24 protein-coding genes are annotated in these 18,812 nt (G+C 42.4%); 21 read left to right on the forward strand and 3 right to left on the reverse strand.

Features of this window, described 5'->3' with window-relative positions:
• Positions 1 to 280 precede the first annotated feature (280 nt).
• The 10 genes from OA79_RS18375 to OA79_RS14580 all read left to right on the forward strand — a co-directional run bounded on the left by OA79_RS18375 (position 281) and on the right by OA79_RS14580 (position 7,194).
• Positions 281 to 550, forward strand: coding sequence for a hypothetical protein (locus OA79_RS18375; protein WP_063333962.1), 270 nt, complete (start codon positions 281 to 283; stop codon positions 548 to 550).
• Between the two features lie 222 nt (positions 551 to 772).
• Positions 773 to 1,504, forward strand: coding sequence for a competence protein CoiA family protein (locus OA79_RS14535; RefSeq protein WP_156486279.1), 732 nt, complete (start codon positions 773 to 775; stop codon positions 1,502 to 1,504).
• A 334-nt stretch (positions 1,505 to 1,838) separates the two neighbouring features.
• Positions 1,839 to 2,147: an excalibur calcium-binding domain-containing protein gene (locus tag OA79_RS18465; RefSeq protein ID WP_063333964.1), complete on the forward strand. Its 309-nt coding sequence runs from the start codon at positions 1,839 to 1,841 to the stop codon at positions 2,145 to 2,147.
• Between the two features lie 376 nt (positions 2,148 to 2,523).
• Positions 2,524 to 2,997, forward strand: a complete 474-nt coding sequence (locus tag OA79_RS14545; RefSeq protein WP_197465402.1) for a TIR domain-containing protein — start codon at positions 2,524 to 2,526, stop codon at positions 2,995 to 2,997.
• Positions 2,998 to 3,026: 29 nt separating this feature from the next.
• Entirely contained in the window at positions 3,027 to 3,473 is a 447-nt protein-coding gene (locus OA79_RS14550) for a DUF4231 domain-containing protein (protein ID WP_063333966.1), read from the forward strand.
• Between the two features lie 24 nt (positions 3,474 to 3,497).
• Positions 3,498 to 3,878, forward strand: coding sequence for a TIR domain-containing protein (locus OA79_RS14555; protein WP_063333967.1), 381 nt, complete (start codon positions 3,498 to 3,500; stop codon positions 3,876 to 3,878).
• Between the two features lie 11 nt (positions 3,879 to 3,889).
• On the forward strand, positions 3,890 to 4,543 hold the full coding sequence (locus tag OA79_RS14560) for a toll/interleukin-1 receptor domain-containing protein (protein WP_063333968.1): 654 nt from the start codon (positions 3,890 to 3,892) through the stop codon (positions 4,541 to 4,543).
• Between the two features lie 237 nt (positions 4,544 to 4,780).
• Entirely contained in the window at positions 4,781 to 5,188 is a 408-nt protein-coding gene (locus tag OA79_RS14565; RefSeq protein ID WP_063333969.1) for a hypothetical protein, read from the forward strand.
• A 376-nt stretch (positions 5,189 to 5,564) separates the two neighbouring features.
• Positions 5,565 to 6,176: an antA/AntB antirepressor family protein gene (locus OA79_RS14575; RefSeq protein WP_063333971.1), complete on the forward strand. Its 612-nt coding sequence runs from the start codon at positions 5,565 to 5,567 to the stop codon at positions 6,174 to 6,176.
• A 157-nt stretch (positions 6,177 to 6,333) separates the two neighbouring features.
• Positions 6,334 to 7,194: a trypsin-like serine protease gene (locus tag OA79_RS14580; RefSeq protein ID WP_063333972.1), complete on the forward strand. Its 861-nt coding sequence runs from the start codon at positions 6,334 to 6,336 to the stop codon at positions 7,192 to 7,194.
• A gap of 68 nt (positions 7,195 to 7,262) precedes the next feature.
• Here the strand turns inward: OA79_RS14580 and OA79_RS14585 are convergent, their stop codons facing one another.
• Positions 7,263 to 8,114, reverse strand: a complete 852-nt coding sequence (locus tag OA79_RS14585; RefSeq protein ID WP_063333973.1) for an endonuclease I family protein — start codon at positions 8,112 to 8,114, stop codon at positions 7,263 to 7,265.
• A gap of 541 nt (positions 8,115 to 8,655) precedes the next feature.
• On the opposite strand from OA79_RS14585, the gene OA79_RS14590 reads away from it, so the two are divergent.
• Genes OA79_RS14590 through OA79_RS14610 form a run of 5 tightly spaced genes read left to right on the forward strand, consistent with a single transcriptional unit; the run spans position 8,656 to position 12,695 of the window.
• Positions 8,656 to 8,892: a BolA family protein gene (locus OA79_RS14590; RefSeq protein ID WP_113874860.1), complete on the forward strand. Its 237-nt coding sequence runs from the start codon at positions 8,656 to 8,658 to the stop codon at positions 8,890 to 8,892.
• A 26-nt stretch (positions 8,893 to 8,918) separates the two neighbouring features.
• Entirely contained in the window at positions 8,919 to 10,181 is a 1,263-nt protein-coding gene (murA, locus tag OA79_RS14595; protein WP_063333975.1) for a UDP-N-acetylglucosamine 1-carboxyvinyltransferase, read from the forward strand.
• A 1-nt stretch (position 10,182) separates the two neighbouring features.
• Positions 10,183 to 10,827: an ATP phosphoribosyltransferase gene (gene hisG, locus OA79_RS14600; RefSeq protein WP_013796481.1), complete on the forward strand. Its 645-nt coding sequence runs from the start codon at positions 10,183 to 10,185 to the stop codon at positions 10,825 to 10,827.
• Complete coding sequence (hisD, locus tag OA79_RS14605) at positions 10,828 to 12,135, forward strand: histidinol dehydrogenase (RefSeq protein WP_063333976.1); 1,308 nt, start codon at positions 10,828 to 10,830, stop codon at positions 12,133 to 12,135. It begins immediately after the preceding gene.
• A gap of 2 nt (positions 12,136 to 12,137) precedes the next feature.
• A complete protein-coding gene (locus OA79_RS14610; RefSeq protein WP_063333977.1) occupies positions 12,138 to 12,695 on the forward strand; it encodes an SRPBCC family protein in 558 nt (185 codons plus the stop codon).
• On the opposite strand, the gene OA79_RS14615 is transcribed toward OA79_RS14610, so the two are convergent.
• Positions 12,689 to 13,747, reverse strand: coding sequence for a S1C family serine protease (locus tag OA79_RS14615; protein WP_063333978.1), 1,059 nt, complete (start codon positions 13,745 to 13,747; stop codon positions 12,689 to 12,691). The genes OA79_RS14610 and OA79_RS14615 overlap by 7 nt on opposite strands.
• A gap of 15 nt (positions 13,748 to 13,762) precedes the next feature.
• Between OA79_RS14615 and OA79_RS14620 the strand changes: the two genes are divergently transcribed.
• The gene (locus OA79_RS14620; RefSeq protein WP_063333979.1) at positions 13,763 to 14,524 is read left to right on the forward strand and encodes a Nif3-like dinuclear metal center hexameric protein; all 762 of its coding nucleotides are present in this window, start codon (positions 13,763 to 13,765) and stop codon (positions 14,522 to 14,524) included.
• A gap of 98 nt (positions 14,525 to 14,622) precedes the next feature.
• Here the strand turns inward: OA79_RS14620 and OA79_RS14625 are convergent, their stop codons facing one another.
• Positions 14,623 to 15,069, reverse strand: a complete 447-nt coding sequence (locus tag OA79_RS14625) for a ZapG family protein (protein WP_063333980.1) — start codon at positions 15,067 to 15,069, stop codon at positions 14,623 to 14,625.
• A gap of 127 nt (positions 15,070 to 15,196) precedes the next feature.
• Between OA79_RS14625 and zapE the strand changes: the two genes are divergently transcribed.
• The 5 genes from zapE to OA79_RS14650 all read left to right on the forward strand — a co-directional run bounded on the left by zapE (position 15,197) and on the right by OA79_RS14650 (position 18,727).
• Positions 15,197 to 16,294 carry a cell division protein ZapE gene (gene zapE, locus OA79_RS14630; RefSeq protein ID WP_063333981.1) on the forward strand — a complete coding sequence of 366 codons (1,098 nt, stop codon included), beginning with the start codon at positions 15,197 to 15,199 and terminating at the stop codon, positions 16,292 to 16,294.
• A 154-nt stretch (positions 16,295 to 16,448) separates the two neighbouring features.
• Positions 16,449 to 16,877: a 50S ribosomal protein L13 gene (rplM, locus tag OA79_RS14635; RefSeq protein WP_013796474.1), complete on the forward strand. Its 429-nt coding sequence runs from the start codon at positions 16,449 to 16,451 to the stop codon at positions 16,875 to 16,877.
• 14 nt (positions 16,878 to 16,891) lie between these two features.
• Positions 16,892 to 17,284 carry a 30S ribosomal protein S9 gene (gene rpsI / locus OA79_RS14640; protein WP_063333982.1) on the forward strand — a complete coding sequence of 131 codons (393 nt, stop codon included), beginning with the start codon at positions 16,892 to 16,894 and terminating at the stop codon, positions 17,282 to 17,284.
• Between the two features lie 357 nt (positions 17,285 to 17,641).
• Positions 17,642 to 18,274, forward strand: a complete 633-nt coding sequence (locus OA79_RS14645) for a glutathione S-transferase N-terminal domain-containing protein (protein WP_013796472.1) — start codon at positions 17,642 to 17,644, stop codon at positions 18,272 to 18,274.
• Positions 18,275 to 18,349: 75 nt separating this feature from the next.
• The gene (locus OA79_RS14650; RefSeq protein WP_063333983.1) at positions 18,350 to 18,727 is read left to right on the forward strand and encodes a ClpXP protease specificity-enhancing factor; all 378 of its coding nucleotides are present in this window, start codon (positions 18,350 to 18,352) and stop codon (positions 18,725 to 18,727) included.
• The last annotated feature ends 85 nt before the right edge of the window (positions 18,728 to 18,812 follow it).

Below are 18,812 nucleotides of genomic sequence, written 5' to 3' on the forward strand. Positions count from 1 at the left end.
GCGAATCGCTTCCAACTTAAACTCTTTGGTATAGGTATTATAAGGTTTACGTTTTGTTGTCATAAGAACACTCCTAAAGGACTTATTGTCCCTGATTAAAAATGTCCGTTAAACTGTAGCAGGTTCACTGTGACCCACTTTTTGGTGTCAGTTATGGTTGGCGTTACAATAAAAGGGCCTGACTTCTTTAGTTTATCTAAGAAGTCAGTGATTTCAAGGTTCTTAGAGTGCGTGTCCTGCTGAATTTACAGGGCAAGCCATCCCGCCCGTGGTGGTCACCTTGCCAAGCAACAACGCCCCAAGTGAACAGGCGCGCTTCATCAACGCCCAGCTCGACAGACCTAGCCGAAGCGCCATCACCGGTGTGAAAGCCAACTGGACAAACAACAACACAGGGGAAGAACACACCGTCGCCGTGGGCACCGAACCCTACAAAAAACTGCGCCAAACCTACGACAGCCAAGCCAACGCCCAACAAGCCTGCCAAGACGAACTCATCAAAAGCCAACGCCAAGGCTCCAGCGTCACCCTCGACGCTCTTATTGACTAGATACGGGCAACCCAACTCGTTGTAGAAGGCATCCTCACCCTAAACGACACCTTCCCACCCGAAATGAAAGGCAACTGGAGCATAGACAAAGTCACCGCACGAGGAGACAGCAAAGCAGGGTACAGGTGTAGTGTTGTGGCGAGTGAAGTGGTTTGAGGTGGGGGAATAAATAATTTGCTTAGTGGGACAGCATGCTGGCATTATTTTTAGAAATAAGATTAGTTGATAGGTAATGTTATGAGGCTGGGGAACTTATTACCATTTGGACAAGATATTGAAAGTGGCGAATTTGTTGATGTTGGTAGTGTTCCAAATGGCGATAAATGTGGTTGCATCTGCCCTTCATGCAAAACCTTTTTGACAGCTAGGCAGGGTGAGAAAAATGAATGGCATTTCGCTCATAAAGTTAATAAATCTCATAATTCAACTAAGGTTCCATGTGACTTCTCTTTTTACGTATCTGTAAGAATGATGATACGTCAAATTTCGGAAACAGGTTTGGATTTGAAAATTCCTTTACTTAATGTTCCTTCCCAAAATTACGATGAAACAAAGAAAATTTTATTGCCTGTTAATCTGCCTGTCGTTAGTCGAGAACATATTCATTTGCAAAATGTGAGAGTTGGGGAGAAGTTCTCAGGAGTATTAGTCGATGTGGTGGCTAGCGTACAATGTGTTCCTTTTGTAATTTTTGTTAGTTACAAAGACAGACTTGTGCCTATTGAGCTATTTGACCCTAAAGAGTCAAAAGCAGGGGTGATTGAGTTTGATGCTAAGGCATTACGAGAAGCGTTTCAGAAAACAAAAAATGGGCAGTATTTAGAAGCTTTAAAAAGTTTCCTAATGAATGAAGTTGAAGGAAAGCGGTGGATCTACCATCCTAGATATAAAGAAGTAGAGCAAAAAGCATTCATTCAAAGTGAGGATGCAAAAAAGCAAAAAAACTTGCCTTAAGAAAGGCTGGGCCACCTAAAGACTGGGGCACGAGTAAGTCCCCAACATCAACGGCATATGGCTTCAAGAATCGTATTTACCTTTGCAAAAACTGTGGCTGTAAATGGAAATCAAATTCTGCTGTTTGTCCTCAATGCGGTACAGAGGCAAGGCCTCTAAAGTAGTGTACTATTGGACGTGAATGAACTTGGGGTCAGATGAAAAATAGATTAATTGTTCATCTGACCTCAATAGATTGCCAATAGATTGCAGCCGTACAACAGCGGGTTATAGCCGCAGCTACGCTGCTGTATAATTCTTAATTGTTAGAAGTTTTATCAAGGATAGTGTTCAATTGAAAAATTTGCTTATTCTCATAGTTATTTGTGCCGTAGCATGGCAGTTCTATTTTAAAGATAGTGCTGTGGTTGAAACGGTTCATAAAAAAGTTGTATCTGAATTCTCAAATAGTGATGCTATGAAAACATTAGCCCGAGCTGGAGAGATAGCTAATCCTAAAACCACCTATAGATGCGATGGTCGACAGTACTGTTCTCAAATGAGATCATACGACGAAGCTAAGTACTTTATTCGTTACTGTCCTAATACGAAAATGGACGGTGATGGTGACGGCATTCCTTGTGAAAGACAATTTAATAAGTAAGGTGCTTTCAAACTTCTACTAAATTTACGCCAAAGCTACGACAATCCAACAAGCCTGCCAAGACGACCTCATCAAAAGCCAACGCGAAGGCACCAGCGTCACCCTAGACGCACTTATTGACTAGGTACGGGCAACCCCAAACTCGTCGCAGAAGGCATCCTCACCCTAAACGACACCTTCCCACCCGAAATGAAAGGCAACTGGAGCATAGACAAAGTCACCGCACGAGGCGACAGCAAAGCAGGGTATCGGTGTTCTGTGGTCGCGAGTGAGGTTGTTTGAGGGATTTTGATTGGCAGACGATGGGGAAGTGTTTAAGATCAATAAATATGTGGAAGTGTTTGATTAATAGTGAATGATAGTGAAGGTGCTAATTTTGAACCCGTTATGGATGATAGTTGGAGTGGGAAGCTTAGTTGTATTTGTGGGCAAAGCTATTAATTCTGCATTTAAGAAAAAAAAGATTTTTATTAGTTATTACTATGGCAAAGATAGGGCGTTTAAGCGATTGCTAAACGCATGGAGTAAAAACGAAAAATTTGATATTGATTTCGAAGATACATCTGCTGATGTGTCACTTGATACTTCCACAGATGAAGAGTTGGAATATGAGTTGACAAAAAGAATAAAAAATTCAGACATAGTCCTTGTGCTTATTGGTGATCATACTCATTTAAGAGAATGGGTTAAGTATGAGATAAAGGAAGCTGTTCGTTTACAGAAAACCATTGTGGCAGTAAAACATACAAAAAGTAGTAAATCTCCTACAGAATTAAAAGGAGTTGGAGCTCATTGGGTTTATGGGTTTCGTGCTAAGAAGGTAAGTGATGCAATAAAAAACTGCGTATAAGCAATGGAAAAATTCTGATGGAGAAAGTTATGGATGAAGATAAATATATTGCTGATAGAGTTGATGATCAAATTGATTGGTACGATAATAAAAGCCAAAGCGCTCAGCGTTGGTTTAAACGGCTTAGATCTCTTGAAATACTATCGGCAGCAGCTATTCCATTAATTGCTGGTTTTGCGAAAGATCCTTTTCCTGTGAATTTATGTTTGGGGATTTTGGGGGCTCTAATAGTTGTTATATCTTCTGTTATCAGTTTGAATCAATTCCAAGAAAACTGGACAGAGTATAGAACTACTTGTGAATCTCTCAAGCATGAAAAGTATCTTTTTCTGACCAAAGCAGAGCCGTATCATGAAGAAGAACCCTATCGACTATTTGTGCAACGTGTAGAAAGCATGATTTCTAAAGAAAATAGTGCATGGTCACAGTACACGCAAGCAACAATTGAAAAAACAAAAGTTAAAAAGAGTGTATAAAAATCATAATTAAGGGAATAAAAAATGAAGAAAGTATTTGTTTCACATGTATTTAATGACCGTGAGATTACTCATAGTATCAAAGGTATGTCTGTAGAAAATTCAGGCGTTGTTAATGGCAGATTTGTATTTGTTCAAAATGATGTCTCTATAGATGGGTCTGCTGCTATTGATAGAGAAATACGAAATGTAATGTCAGGCTGTAATGTCGCTTTATTTCTAGTGGGAAATAATAATCATAATAGCCCGTGGATAGAAAGAGAGGTTGACCTTGCAACTTCTAAAGGGCTTCCTATCATAATTATGAGACTGCCAAATACAAATGGCGGAGTACCAAATGCATTAAAGTACAAGCGATATCAGGAGTGCAGTTGGAGTGCTAATAAATTGGCTGCATTAATTTAAAAGGATTTATAGTGAAGGCATTTATTAGTTACCAAACGACAGATAAATTAGTCGCAGCGCAAATTAAACAGTTATTGTCCGAAGTAAATATTGATTCATTTATGGCACATGAAGATATTCATGTCTCTGATGAATGGCGTTTAAAAATACTTGAGGAGATTGAAAATTCTAAGGTGTTTTTAAGTCTTTGGAGTCGTAACTACTGTAGTTCTTTTTGGTGTATCCAAGAATCGGGGATTGCTAGCTATCATAAAGATATGATTATTATTCCTCTGTCATTAGATGGCACTACACCGCAAGCATTTTCCTCTAGTATTCAGTCTATAAAAGTTGACCCTAATAACGTCCTGCTAGAGGATCTTCTGCCCGGGCTTAGGAGGGTAGATCCAAATATTCCTATAAAAATAATATTTAAATCAATAGCTGAGGCAAGGTCATATAGAGGTGCGGAGGCTCGTTTTAAACCAATACTCTCTTATAAAGATGCTCTAACCAATGAACAAGGTAAAGAGCTCTTGGAAATTTCATTAAGAAATGATCAGGTTTGTAATGCAGGGTTGTGTGCGCAAACATATTTGCCTGAATTTATGGCTCGTTATGGTCATTTATTAGAGCCTGAGGATTATAATGAGCTAATAGACATACTTGCGTGTTATGCAAAATAGCGTTTTTGTTTTTGATGCTAGATGAAAAAATAGATTGATTTTTCGCCTAGCACAAATGATTTATTTTTCCTGTTGTTTAGGTATTGGCTTTCGTAGCTGTCAGAAAAAGGAAGAGCAATGGAAATACTCAACACAAATATACTCGTCGCCTTAATTGCTGTGTTTGTCTCATTTATCGGGTTGATTATATCTAAAGAACAAAAGACATCTGAATTCAGATAGGCGTGGATAAACACTTTGCGGGACGATATATCAAGGTTTATTGGCCAACTTGATTCTACAGAAAAATTAGTCTTGATAAACAAAAAATCAAAACCGGAAGATAAGGAAGAAACCTCAAGTGCGGTTATTAAAGACTCTGTCAAACTAAGGGAAATAAAATCTAAGATTGAGCTACTGATCAACCCACACGAACCAAAACACATCCAGCTTGTGCATCTGTTAACTGCGTCTATAGAAAATATAAAAATTATTAAAAGCAATTCTTCTGTCGTTGATAATATTACAAATATATCTCAGGAAATACTTAAAGAAGAATGGAAAAGAGTAAAAAACGGAGAGCCATTCTTTAAGTTCTTCAGGTTTGCATTTGGTTTAGCAATTGTTGGGATAATTTTGTATTCACTATATGAATTGGTCTGCTAATGAATTTGAATCGAGCAAGGCACTCGTGTGGGACGCTGAGCCACTACACGTCACGTTCCACAGATAACTCTCCCCATCCCCTAAACATCACACAATTTGTTTTCTCCATTGACCCCTCCCGCATCTTGATCTAGTATTTCTCTTGCACTGGCAAAATCCAGTGCCGGGAATACCACCCCGTTTGTACCGAAGCGGCCTAAAACACGCACCGCGTGTTTTTTTGTGGCCGGAGTCCGCCTGTTATGGTGGGTCTTTGTTGGGCCAGCTTCGGCTGGGCCGTTCCTTCGGGCGGTAGTGGTATCCTGATTTAGACTCACCACCCTTTAAGAATACCGCCTTAAGGTGTGGTCAAAATAATGACCGAAGGAGGCCATAGATGGCTACGCAACTTATCCCGCTACATACACGCTCTATCAATGAGCAAACGTTAGATACTGTAAACGCTCGTGAACTTCATGCTTTTCTAGAAGTAGGCCGCGATTTTTCCAATTGGATAAAAGCTCGTATCAATCGATATGGTTTTATCGAAGGTGAAGACTTTATGTGCGTTGAAAATTTGAGCTCGCCAAAACGGGCGAGCGCAAAATCTAGGACGAAAAAAGTAATAGAATATTTCGTTACTTTAGACATGGCCAAAGAGCTTGCCATGGTCGAGCGTAACGAGAAGGGCAAACAAGCCAGACGTTATTTCATCGCCTGCGAAAAACAACTCCACGAGCAAAAACAACTTCCCGCCACCACGCCCAACACAGCTCTTCTCGAAACCAGCTTCCAAGAAACAGAAAAGTACCAAGTCCTCAATGACATGGTCAAAGCCATGAAACTGGAAAGCAACCCCGTCGTCATCCTCTCTAAAGAACTCGTCGACCTTATCCAAGCCGTGCGCCTGTACCAAACCCAAATCGCCCAGCTCCGCAGACCAGACTGGGTAAACGACAACATCACCCGACTGAAAGACATCACCCAACGCAACTTCGTTGATTTCTAAGCCATAGACACAACAAAGCCCACGAAAGTGGGCTTTTTTTCATGCATTGATTTTTTCCTTAGATGAACTGAGTTATCAGTAAGTTCTTCCAAGTCTTAGCGGCTAAGAATCCTTACTCTTTTACGCTTAAATTCAATAATTCGTGAGGTATGCAAATATGCAATTTAATGATCAAAGCAAACAGCAAGCAATCACGGCTTTTAATGGCCTGAATAACAATCTTAAAAATACAATGATGCTTAGCACGGTTCGTTTAACTAAGAACAATGGTTTCACTGGGTCTGGAGTATTAGTTAAAGATGCAGATAACATTGCGGGAATAGTTACGGCAAAACACAATCTTTGTATATGCAATGGGACTGCCACTCCTGATGTTTGGAATGAAACCAGTGCAATTGATCTGATGAATAATTTTCTTGATGGTCTCAATGTTGGGTATGGTGCTACATCGTTAGGGGAAAATCCTGCCCACACACAAGTTCTGAGTCTTGATAATAGCGATATTGAATTTCGTTCTGGCTGGGGTAGCTGGGATTACGATCTGATGTTTATTTCGTTTAAGAAAAGTGATCTGCCTATTTTGACATGGATGAATTCTAATAATGGCGATTTTATTCATTATAGAAATAATCAGTTAGGCTTTTACCAACAGAATCAAGTTAACAGAGCCGTCTTTGTGATGGGGTTTGGTGACATGCTAACGGCGCAAGGAAATCAGCCTAATTTAAGCCATAACCTTCAGGTTCGAGCCGCAACGATTACCGATGATGCTAGATCTGTACTTCGTGATCAAAATCCCGACGTAAATTTCCTTTCCGCTATAAGCGCGAATGCAAGTAACAACACAAGTACAGCGCCAGGTGACTCTGGAGGCCCTATGTTTTGTGCTCATAATGGAAATCTATATCTGTTAGGTGTAACGCTTGGTTCGAATTTCCGACCTAATCAGATGATTGCTGATGACCCTATTGTTAGTAATGAAGCAACTTTCCTGTGCCGTAATGGAAAGTTATTTTAAGAATGATGTGAGTTTGGGGTCAGATGAAAATCAGCGATACATCTTCATCTGACTTCAATTATCAGATATTACTGACACTCATTCGCCCATATCGCATCGACAAACTCAGGGTGGTCAATAAAGGGATTTCGGTTACCTTGTAGTTCTTCTACTCTATTATTTCGACGTTTTTCAAAGTCAGTCACGGCAAACTCTTCATGCCATTTAACCAACGTGCACAGGTCGCCTATGGAAGGCTGTCCGCTTTGTTTTTTGTTGCTGTCTAGTAGGATTAAATCTGGCATGTTTTCTGGTGAGGCGCTGTCGCCGTTTTCGTAGCGAACGGCCATATAGAAGATCATGCGGGCGATTTGGCCTTTGGCGCGGTCGGTGGGTTCGAAGGATTCGTTGGCTTTGTCTAGATAGGCGCCAGATAAAACTTGGCTACCGTCCACCAGTTTGTCATAGATTGGCTTACCACCGTCATCGTAGCCATAGTTACTGTGTGCGCCGTTTATGTTGCGGTCGGCAGGGCGTAGGTGATGCAAATCTGTGTAGCCGTCTTGGCTTTGTTTTTTGAAACCACGGGATTTTGGCCACACGTGTTCACGATCCCATGAGTCGTTTTTGCTTTTCCCACGGTTTGCTTGGTCTATGTGCCTTACGTCATCTAAGTACAACAGTTGTACTAAATTGCATTTGGGCGTTTCATCTGGGCAAGCGGAGTCGGTGTAAACCAGTGCTTCCCACACATCCATTTTCACGCCATCGTACCAATCTTTGTTGCCACTCTTTGTGTACTTTAGGGCTTTTTGGCCATCAATGATGGTGTGGAGTTTGGCTTTTAAGGCTTCACCCGTTAATCCTTCGGTGCCATCGTAATAGTCAGCTGACACGCTGGCTGAAAAGAAGATAAAAAACACAAACACACTACGCAACATACCCTGCCCCTTGCTTTGAAGATTTGGCTGGATTGTAGGTGAGTGGCGGGTGTCTTTTATGAGAGGAATTGCAACGTTTTGTTATTTTCTTAAAACCTATCTATTTGAAAATTAATAAGTTATTGATGTGTATGAACGGAGAGGTGAAGGGACTCTTGTGTGACGATGCTTCGTTTTGATTGAATGGATCATTCTCGTTGAGAGTAGCTTTGTAGGAAACGTGAATAAAACGAGAGGTTAACTTGTTGCGAAAGCGATTCGCTGGAGTACGAATGCCCCAATGAAACAAGGCAATGGTCATGATTCTACAATCGTGAGAGACTAGATATCGACATAAAGTACCGTTAGCCTAACTTATATTTTTAGACACCGTTAAATAAAGCGTGTATCGCCTTTTGAAATGAGAAAGAAGCGTCATCAATCGATAAAATGTTAGAAAACAAGTGCTTTTTTGTTAATTGAATCGTGAGAGGGTGTTAAGAAGTTGGCGTGACTAGGGTAGAATACTGTCATTATAGAACAATTTATGATTGGAGCGACTGTGAACGCAGGTGAAGTAAAAGCACTTTTGGAATCTTCTATCCGTGAGAGTGAAGTTCTTGCAGAAGGAGAGGGTTGTAATTTTAGAGTAGTTGTCGTGTCGAGCGAATTCGAAGGCATGTCAACGGTGAAGAGGCAGCAGCTAGTTTATTCCCATTTACAAGATGCTATTGCCAGTGGTGCTATTCACGCCGTTACCATGAAAACTTACACGCCTGAACAAGCCAGTAAGCTGTAAAAAAAATATTATAAGAGATTGATTGTATGGATAAGCTTTTAATTACGGGTGGATCGCCCTTAAATGGTGTTGTACGAGCTTCAGGTGCTAAAAATGCCGCGTTACCTATTTTGGCGGCCACCTTGTTAACCAAGGATTTAATTACCATAAAGAATTTACCTCACTTACACGACATTACGACCATGTTGGAACTGTTAGGTTCCATGGGGTGTGGCGTGGTAGTAGATGAGAAAATGAGTGTGCAACTGGATATTTCGACACTTAATAATTGTGAAGCGCCTTATGAATTGGTGAAAACCATGCGTGCTTCGATCTTGGTGCTGGGGCCATTAGTGAGTCATTTTGGTCGTGCTGTTGTGTCCTTGCCTGGTGGTTGTGCCATTGGTAGTCGCCCGGTTGATTTGCACTTACGTGGTTTGGAAGCCATGGGGGCGAAAATTGATGTGACCGGCGGTAACATTGTCGCAACGGTGGATGGTCGTTTACAAGGTGCTCGTATTTTCTTTGATAAAGTCACGGTAACCGGTACAGAGAACTTGTTAATGGCGGCGACGTTAGCGGAAGGTCAAACGATCTTGGAAAATGCGGCTCGTGAACCTGAAGTGGTGGATCTAGCCGAGTGCTTGATTGCCATGGGAGCAAAGATTACCGGTCACGGAACGGATACCATTGTGATTGAAGGGGTTGAGGTGCTAAATGGCACAACTTACCCGGTAATGCCTGACCGCATTGAGACCGGTACTTTTCTAGTCGCAGCGGCGATCACGGGCGGTAAAGTTAAAGTAATTGATACGGATGTGAAATCGCTAGAAGCGGTGTTGGCTAAGTTAGAAGAGGCGGGTGCGAAAGTCACTTGCGGCGAAAATTGGATTGAAGTGGATATGGAAGGGCGTCGCCCTAATGCGGTTAATATTAGTACCGCTCCTTACCCTGCTTTCCCAACCGATATGCAAGCACAGTTTGTTGCCCTTAACTCAGTGGCAACCGGTGTTGGCCGAGTCATCGAAAACATTTTTGAAAACCGTTTTATGCACGTAGACGAAATGTTGCGAATGGGTGCGGACATCGAAGTGATGGGGAATACCGCCATTATTAAAGGTTGCGATAAGCTGAAAGGTGCGCCGGTTATGGCAACCGACCTTCGTGCTTCGGCCAGCTTAGTATTGTCTGCTTTGGTGGCGGAAGGTGATACGAAAATAGATCGTATTTATCACATTGACCGTGGCTATGAATGTATCGAAGAAAAATTCGGTGCTTTGGGTGCAAAAATTTCACGAGTTTTAAATTAATATGAGCAAAGCATTAACCATCGCCCTTTCAAAAGGGCGTATTTTGGGTGAAACCTTACCTTTGTTGGAAAAAGCCAACATCATTCCTGCTGAAGATATCAGTAAAAGTCGTAAGCTGATTTTTGATACCAATCACGAACACATTAAATTAGTGATTCTGCGTGCTACGGATGTGCCAACGTATGTAGAGCATGGCGTTGCCGATTTTGGTGTGGCCGGTAAAGATGTTTTGATGGAAGCTGGCACCAAAAATTTATATGAGCTACTTGATCTAAAAATCTCTAAGTGTCGTTTAATGACAGCGGGTGTAGTGGGTCAGACCTTGCCAACACGTCGTTTGAAAGTGGCTTCCAAATTCTCCAAAACAGCAAAAGCTTATTTTGCGGAACAAGGCATTCAAGCGGATGTGATCAAGCTGTACGGCGCGATGGAATTGGCACCGATTATGGGCTTGGCTGATTTGATTGTGGACATTGTGGACACTGGTAATACCTTGAAAGCAAACGGTTTGGAAGCGAGAGATTTGATTGCGCCCATTAGTACGCGTTTGGTCGTGAATAAAGCGGCTTATAAAACCAAATACGCTGAGATTGAGCCGATTCTCGAAATGTTGAGAAAGGCTGTAGAAGAAAACGAGGGTAAATAGTTGAAACTGAATATACGAGAGTTTTCTTCGAGCTCTGTAGACTTTCGTGCAGAGCTTGAAGCTTTGCTGGCCTGGGACTCTGTGTCTGATGCTGGCGTTCAGCAAGCCGTTACTGATATCGTCACGCAGGTTAGACAGCGTGGTGATGACGCGGTTATTGAATTCACTAATCGTTTTGATCGCCGTGATGTTGGCTCGTCAAGTGAGTTAGAAATCTCACGTGAGCAGATGGCGGAAGCGAAGTTACGCGTCAGTGAAGAGCTGGTAGCGAGCTTAGAGGCTGCAGCACAACGAGTGCATGAATATCACGAGCGACAAAAACAACCTTCTTGGCATTATCAAGAAGCCAATGGCACGGTATTGGGTCAAAAAGTGACGCCGTTAGATCGTGTTGGGGTTTACGTTCCTGGTGGTAAGGCTGCCTACCCATCTTCTGTTTTAATGAATGTGATGCCGGCAAAAGTTGCGGGTGTTGGCGAGATCATTATGGTGGTGCCGACGCCTGATGGTTTTGTGAATGACATTGTTTTAGCAGCGGCGTATATCGCGGGCGTTGATCGAGTCTTTACCGTTGGCGGTGCGCAAGCGGTTGCTGCATTGGCTTACGGCACGGAAACCATTCCTAAAGTCGACAAGATTGTTGGTCCTGGCAATATTTATGTGGCGACAGCTAAGCGCATGGTATTTGGCGCGGTGGGCATTGATATGATTGCTGGGCCATCTGAAATTTTGGTGGTGTGTGACGGCAAAACAGACCCTGATTGGATTGCCATGGATTTGTTCTCGCAAGCTGAGCACGATGAAGATGCACAATCGATTTTGATCTCGCCTGATGCGGATTACATTCAACAAGTTAAGCGATCCATGGAGACCTTGATTGAGTCTCAAAGCCGAAAAGACATCATTAAAGTGTCTTTAGAAGGTCGCGCTGCTTTAATCCATGTGGCTGATATGGAAGAGGCGATGGACATTGCCAATCTGGTGGCGGCTGAGCATTTAGAGTTGTCGGTTGATGAACCCGAAAAGTGGGCTGAAAAGATTCGACACGCTGGTGCCATTTTCATGGGACGCCATACACCGGAAGCATTAGGGGATTATTGTGCAGGCCCTAATCACGTGTTGCCAACCTCTGGTACAGCGCGTTTTTCTTCTCCATTGGGTGTGTATGACTTTCAAAAGCGCAGTTCTTTGATTAACTGTTCTCCTCAGGGTGCGAGTGAGTTGGCTAAAATAGCATCGCCTTTGGCTCGTGGTGAGTCATTGGAAGCGCATGCTATGTCGGCTGAATACCGTATTCTTAAGGATTAATCATGCTGGGCAAAAGTCACGGCCATTCTAATGCGATTTATTCGATTCGCCGTGTTACGCGAGTTTTGGCGTTAGTCATTTTGTTGTTGGTGGGAGCAGGATTTTTCCTACCAACAGATTACCGAGTTGAACGCAGTGTCGTGATTGACGCTTCTGCTGCGAATATTCTTGATGTGGCTTTGGGTGGTCGTAATTTGCCTTTGTGGATGCATGTGCAAAATGGACGACTGCGAGATTCTCAAGGTGAGTTGTCTGTCGGTCAAAGTGTTGCCATAGAGTACCAAGATAAGGCTGAGCAGGGTGATCTCACTTTGTTGTCCGTCGGGCCTTCACAATTCACTTTTGATGTTCGCCCTAAGCCAAACGTTAACTTGGTACAGAATCAGATTCGTTTCTTGTCTGTTCCGCAAGGGACTCAAGTGATGTGGCAGATTGAAGGGAATTTAGACGCAGGATTTATCGGTCCTTATCTCGCTTTGTTTGCAAACGACATGGCAGGTAAGAATTTTGAAATTAGCTTGCAGAAACTGAAAAAACTGGTGGAAAATCAGATTCAATAAGTGATTCTTTGCATCGCAGGCTGTTTATCTAAGGTGATCTTCGTTTGGTAAGATTGCCGTCCTCTTAATCCAAGTAACGAAATGCTGGTACCTGGCTTCAGGGAAGCAATGAGTCTTTTGATTTGAATCGGGTCTCTGCTTGGGGTTTGATTGATTTCTAGAATGATATCGCCCACTTCTATACCCGCTTTGTCTGCTGGACTTTCATTGGTAATGTCACTCACGAGTAAGCCGTATTCTGATGGTAGCGCTAAATTATTAGCAAGATTGTGAGTGATCTTTTGTGCTTCCATTCCTAAATAACCGCGAATAACCTCACCATGAGAAATGATGTCTTGCATAACATTCATAGCATCATTAATCGGTGTAGCAAAGCCAATGCCTTGTGAGCCGCCAGAGCTTGAGTAAATGGCGGAGCTTATGCCAATTAACTTGCCTTGCATATTGACCAAGGCGCCACCTGAGTTTCCAGGGTTGATGGCGGCATCTGTCTGAAGAAAGTTTTCATAGGTGTTTAGACCTATACTGTTGCGGCCTTTGGCACTAATAATGCCTGAAGTGACCGTCTGTCCTATACCAAATGGGTTGCCGATGGCTAAAATTTGGTCGCCAATTTGCACTTCCTCGCTTTGGCCAATTTGTAGGCTTGGCAGATCATTAAGTTGTATTTTTAGAACCGCTAAATCGGTTGAAGGGTCAGAGCCAATCAAATTGGCGGCGAGTCGTCTTTCATCGTTTAAGGCGACCGTGATGCTTTGGGCGTTCTGGATGACATGATGGTTGGTGAGGATGAAGCCATCAGAGGTGATGATCACACCAGAACCCAGGCTGGTGGTTTGTGTAATGGCTGCTTTGTCGATCCAGTGGCGCTTGGTAAATTTCTGGCTGTATATGCTGACCACAGATGGGGTGGTGGCTTTGACAATATCAGCAAAACTAAAAGGGCGTTGGCTTTTGCGATTGTCTTGGATGAGTAACGTGGCCAGACCTATACAAGCACCTAGTAGAATGGCGATAATAGCGGGCATCCAGTAAATTTTTAGCTTCATCATTGATAAGGGGTTGCTTTGTTACGCAGTGAATTTGAATTATTGCTGAATCGGACGCTAAGGCCAAGTCGTTTTAAAGATTATGCGCCAAACGGCTTGCAGGTTGAAGGAAAAAACCAAATTAAGCGCATTGTAACAGGGGTGACGGCCAATCAGGCTTTGATCGATGCGGCAGTGGCTTGGCAGGCAGATGCGATTTTTGTTCATCATGGCTATTTTTGGAAAAATGAAGCGCCTGAGATTGTTGGTATGAAATATCGCCGTATTTCAACCTTAATCAAAAATGACATCAATTTGTACGGCTACCATTTGCCGTTGGATGCGCACGTAGAGTTTGGCAATAATGCAGGTCTGGCCACGGCGCTGGGGTTAATATCTCGTGATAGTCTGCAGTCTGGTGTGCCGCTTGAAGAATCCATTGGTTTAGTCGGCATGCTGGAGACAGAAATGTCTCTGGATTCTTTTCAGTTGCTCATTGAGCAAGCAGTGCAGAGAAGTGTGTTGTTTGAGCGAGTTTCAGAAAAGCCGATTAGGCGAGTGGCCTTGTGTACTGGTGGCGCTCAGGGATATATTGAGCAGGCTATTAACGCTGGCGCAGATGTGTTTATTACTGGGGAAGTATCAGAACAAACGATTCATATCGCTAGAGAAATGGGCATTCATTTTATTGCGGCAGGCCATCATGCAACGGAGCGATTTGGTGCTCAGTCTATGGCCAAGTTCTTGTCGGAGCAATCAGGACTAGAAGCGATTTTTATTGATATCGATAATCCTGCTTAAGAGATATTTTATTCTTCTGCAAAAAAAACGGGCGATGAGAATGGCCCGTTTTTTTTTAGATAAGATTAAATAAGGCTAGTGAAAGCCATTTGAGGTGTTTAGATGCTGCGCTTGGGTTCCAGCTCGATCTCAGAGTCTTTAAGGCCGAAGGCTTCACTTAACATACCTTGATCTTGTGCTTGTTTAAGCGCGTAATCTCTAGGTGGTTCTGTTGGAATGTTTTCATCATTGGCTTGACTCGCTGGAGCCGAATCCATTTTAACGTTACTCAATTGTGATGCGTTGCTGGCTAGATTGCTTTTTAATTCAGCAAGGCGTTTTTCAACCATGAGGATTTGCTCATTACTGTCTGCAAAAAAGTTATCAATAATGACCTGTTTGTTATCAAGTTCCTGTTGTAGGGATTTCATAGTAACCAGGTTGCTTGTGGTGTCTGGTTGTTTGATATTGCTCTTGGTGAGCAGATTCTTTATCGAGTAGGTCGCGATAGCGCCAACAATAATACCTGTAATAAAAACAATGACATTGAATTCTTCTAAATTCATAACTCTCTCCTTAAAACATATTTCCATTATAACTCATATGAGGAAAAGGGTAACAGGATGAGAGGTGTTGTTTAAGTTACAATTTGTTAGAATGCATGCAATTCACTTATTCATACGAAAGACTGACATGACTCCAATCACACGTTATAAAGAAGACCTCAAGCGCGAAGATTTTCATTACGACCCAGCACAAGAAGAAGCCGTAGAAGCCTTACAAGATTTATTTGATCGACTGCTGGCTAAGCAAGAGCCTGAATCAACGGGTTTATTCGGTATGTTTAAGAAAAAGAAGCAGCCGCAAGTTGAGCAGGGATTGTATTTTTGGGGTGGAGTGGGTCGTGGTAAGACCTACTTGATGGATACTTTTTTTGACTGCTTACCGACTGAAAGAAAATTGCGATTGCATTTTCACCGTTTCATGCAGATGGTTCATCAAGAGCTTAGAAAGCTCAATGACGTGAAAAACCCGTTAGAGATAGTGGGTAAGCAAATCTCTGATAAAGCTCAGGTGTTGTGTTTTGATGAGTTTTTCGTAACAGACATTACGGATGCGATGATTCTGGCTGGTCTGTTGGAAGAACTGTTTAAAAATGGTACTACGCTGGTCGCGACTTCCAACATTGAGCCAGACGGCTTGTATAAAAACGGTTTGCAACGAGCACGGTTCCTTCCGGCCATTGATTTAGTGAAGCAATATACCAAAGTGATGAATGTCGATGGTGGTGTTGACTATCGTCTACGAACCTTAAAGCAAGCTAAACTGTACCATTACCCGCTCAATGCTGAGTCGGCAGATCAATTGAATGAAAGGTTCATGAGTTTGATTACCGATGCTTCGCACATTGTTGAGGGGGGAAGTGTTGAGATTGAAGGACGTGACATTCCTTTATTAAGAAGCTGCGAAGATCTGGCTTGGTTTGATATTAATGCCTTGTGTGATGGTCCTCGAAGTCAGGTCGATTATATTGAAATCGCTCGACTTTATACCACGGTGATTATCTCTGGGTTGCCACAAATGGATGCCGCTCGTGATGACTTGGCAAGACGTTTTATTAACTTGGTTGATGAGTTTTATGATCGCCACGTGAAGGTGATATTTTCTGCAGAAGTGGCCATCATAGACATTTATCAAGGGACACGATTGAAATTTGAATATGACCGTACGGTCAGTCGTTTACTTGAGATGCAGTCTGAAGAATATTTGTCTCTGGAACATCGCCCTTAATGGCGATTACAGCTTTCTTATGTGCTAGAAGTACTGTATACTTCGCTCGCCTTTTTAAAAGGTAAGTGTACGTTGATTGATTTGAATAAGATCGGCCAACCAATAATAATAGGTATAGCGTGTTATAAACACGCGTATTGATAGGGTTTTTTTGATGAAAACTTTTACTGCTAAACCTGCTGAAGTACGTCGCGACTGGTTCGTGGTTGATGCTGAAGGCAAAACTCTTGGTCGTTTGGCGACCGAAATTGCTCGCCGTCTACGCGGTAAGCATAAAGCTGAATACACTCCTCATGTTGACACTGGTGATTACATCGTTGTTATCAATGCTGAGAAAGTTCACGTTACAGGTAACAAAGCTGCAGCTAAACAATACTACCGCCATACTGGTTACCCGGGCGGCTTGCGTTCTATGAATTTCGAGAAGTTGATTGATCACGCTCCAGAGCGCGTTCTTGAAATCGCCGTAAAAGGTATGTTGCCAAAAGGTCCATTGGGCCGTGCAATGCACAAGAAAATGAAAGTATACGCTGGTACTGAGCATCCACATGCTGCTCAACAGCCTCAAGAACTTAACATTTAATACGGAAGATCATTATGTCAGCTACTCAATACTACGGTACAGGTCGTCGTAAAACGTCTACCGCTCGTGTGTTCCTAAAAGCCGGTTCTGGTAACCTAGTTATCAACAACCGTTCTATCGATCAGTACTTCGGTCGTGAAACTGCTCGCATGGTTGTTCGTCAGCCTCTTGAGCTTGTTGAAGCAACTGAAAAATTTGACGTATACATCACTGTTAAAGGTGGTGGTATTTCTGGTCAAGCTGGTGCGATCCGTCACGGTATCACACGTGCGCTAATGCAATACGATGAAACTCTTCGTCGTTCTCTACGTTCTGCTGGTTACGTAACTCGTGACTCTCGTGAAGTTGAGCGTAAGAAAGTCGGCCTTCGTAAAGCACGTCGTCGTCCTCAGTTCTCTAAGCGTTAATATTCGCTTTAGAATCTGTATTAAAACGCTTGGTTTATGCCAAGCGTTTTTTTTGTTTGAAAAAAGCCTTTTCTTATCTTGTAACGAAATGATTTTTCAAAGAAAAATATTTGAAAAGATGGTAGAATAGGGTTTTCAATTGAAGTCATTGTTTGGCTTCATGGGAACGAGCAAGTGGCCGCTTTGTGGTAACAGATAATCTGATGAATTCATTTATTGTTCATTGGGTGTGTTTATTGCTCGATCCGATCTATTTGTATTAGTAAAGCGCTGATATCTTAATATAGGTTTTGCTAATATAGTTTAATTGTCCTCTTATTTAAGAGGGTTTTGAAGTCTTCAATATAGGGGTTAGACATGGGTGTTATTGCAAAGCGCTCCTCAATGACGTTCTTTTCTGATGGAGAAGATCATTACAGCCATCGCGTGCGTATCGTATTGGCAGAAAAAGCCGTAACAGTGGATATCATTGATGTAGACCCGTTTAACAAGCCAGACGAATTGGCAGATGTGAATCCGTATAATGAACTTCCCGCTTTAGTCGATCGTGATTTGGTGTTGTATGAGCCTAACGTCATGATGGAATATTTGGATGAGCGTTTTCCTCATCCGCCATTGTTACCCGTATACCCAGTTGCTCGTGCTGAAAGTCGTTTATACATGTATCGTATTCAGCGTGATTGGGCTAAATTGGTTGACCTGATTTTGTCTAGCAAAGACAAAGAAGCCGTTGCTCAAGCACAAAAAGAGTTACGTGAAGGTTTGATCAGTGTATCGCCAATTTTTGATGAAAAGCCATACTTCATGAGCGAAGAGTTCACGATTGTAGATTGCTGCTTGGCTCCAATTTTATGGCGTTTACCAGCTTTAGGTGTTGATATCCCTAAAGAGCAAGCCAAGTCGCTTCATAAATACATGGATCTTGTTTTTGCTCGAGAGTCTTTCCAAGAGAGTCTTTCTGAAGCCGAACAAGAAATGCGCTTGGACTGAGCCATTTATTGATCTAAATATAAAAGAAAGGGGCTTTGGTGCTCCTTTTTTTTATCTGTAAAAAGGAAAAAAGAGATGATACCGAAACGATCTTACTTATTGAATGCGGCTTATTCTTGGGTGGCCGATAATGAAATGACTCCTTATCTATTGGTGGATGCAGAGCAGGAGAATGTTGTCGTTCCGACTGAGTTTGTAAAAGACGGTCAAATTGTGCTGAATATTAGTATGGGGGCTGTTCGTCACCTTATTATGGACAAAGAAGCCGTGTCATTTGAGGCGCGTTTTAGTGGAAAGCCTATGCAGGTTTATGTGCCTATGAAAGCGGCAATGGCTTTGTACGCTAAAGAGAATGGCGATGGTTTTGTGTTTCCTGATGAAGAGTTTGAACAGGAGCAAACACCAACACCACCGACGCCACCAAAAGGCTTCCAGCTTAAAGTCGTTAAGTGATTTATCTAACCCTGATTTTATGCCATTAAATCAGGGTCTTTTCTGTACTGACGTTGCTGGCTAAGCACCCATTAATAGGGCTTTA

This window comes from Marinomonas sp. TW1 (genome assembly GCF_001625355.1).
GTDB lineage: Bacteria > Pseudomonadota > Gammaproteobacteria > Pseudomonadales > Marinomonadaceae > Marinomonas.

What these genes read in the sequence shown, in the direction of transcription:
- OA79_RS14550 (WP_063333966.1), top strand. Translation starts at nt 3,027, where the DNA reads ATGGATGAAGATAAATATATTGCTGATAGAGTTGATGATCAAATTGAT.
- OA79_RS14555 (WP_063333967.1), top strand. Translation starts at nt 3,498, where the DNA reads ATGAAGAAAGTATTTGTTTCACATGTATTTAATGACCGTGAGATTACT.
- OA79_RS14575 (WP_063333971.1), top strand. Translation starts at nt 5,565, where the DNA reads ATGGCTACGCAACTTATCCCGCTACATACACGCTCTATCAATGAGCAA.
- OA79_RS14580 (WP_063333972.1), top strand. Translation starts at nt 6,334, where the DNA reads ATGCAATTTAATGATCAAAGCAAACAGCAAGCAATCACGGCTTTTAAT.
- OA79_RS14585 (WP_063333973.1), bottom strand. Translation starts at nt 8,114, where the DNA reads ATGTTGCGTAGTGTGTTTGTGTTTTTTATCTTCTTTTCAGCCAGCGTG.
- murA (WP_063333975.1), top strand. Translation starts at nt 8,919, where the DNA reads ATGGATAAGCTTTTAATTACGGGTGGATCGCCCTTAAATGGTGTTGTA.
- hisG (WP_013796481.1), top strand. Translation starts at nt 10,183, where the DNA reads ATGAGCAAAGCATTAACCATCGCCCTTTCAAAAGGGCGTATTTTGGGT.
- OA79_RS14610 (WP_063333977.1), top strand. Translation starts at nt 12,138, where the DNA reads ATGCTGGGCAAAAGTCACGGCCATTCTAATGCGATTTATTCGATTCGC.
- OA79_RS14615 (WP_063333978.1), bottom strand. Translation starts at nt 13,747, where the DNA reads ATGATGAAGCTAAAAATTTACTGGATGCCCGCTATTATCGCCATTCTA.
- OA79_RS14625 (WP_063333980.1), bottom strand. Translation starts at nt 15,069, where the DNA reads ATGAATTTAGAAGAATTCAATGTCATTGTTTTTATTACAGGTATTATT.
- zapE (WP_063333981.1), top strand. Translation starts at nt 15,197, where the DNA reads ATGACTCCAATCACACGTTATAAAGAAGACCTCAAGCGCGAAGATTTT.
- rplM (WP_013796474.1), top strand. Translation starts at nt 16,449, where the DNA reads ATGAAAACTTTTACTGCTAAACCTGCTGAAGTACGTCGCGACTGGTTC.
- rpsI (WP_063333982.1), top strand. Translation starts at nt 16,892, where the DNA reads ATGTCAGCTACTCAATACTACGGTACAGGTCGTCGTAAAACGTCTACC.
- OA79_RS14645 (WP_013796472.1), top strand. Translation starts at nt 17,642, where the DNA reads ATGGGTGTTATTGCAAAGCGCTCCTCAATGACGTTCTTTTCTGATGGA.
- OA79_RS14650 (WP_063333983.1), top strand. Translation starts at nt 18,350, where the DNA reads ATGATACCGAAACGATCTTACTTATTGAATGCGGCTTATTCTTGGGTG.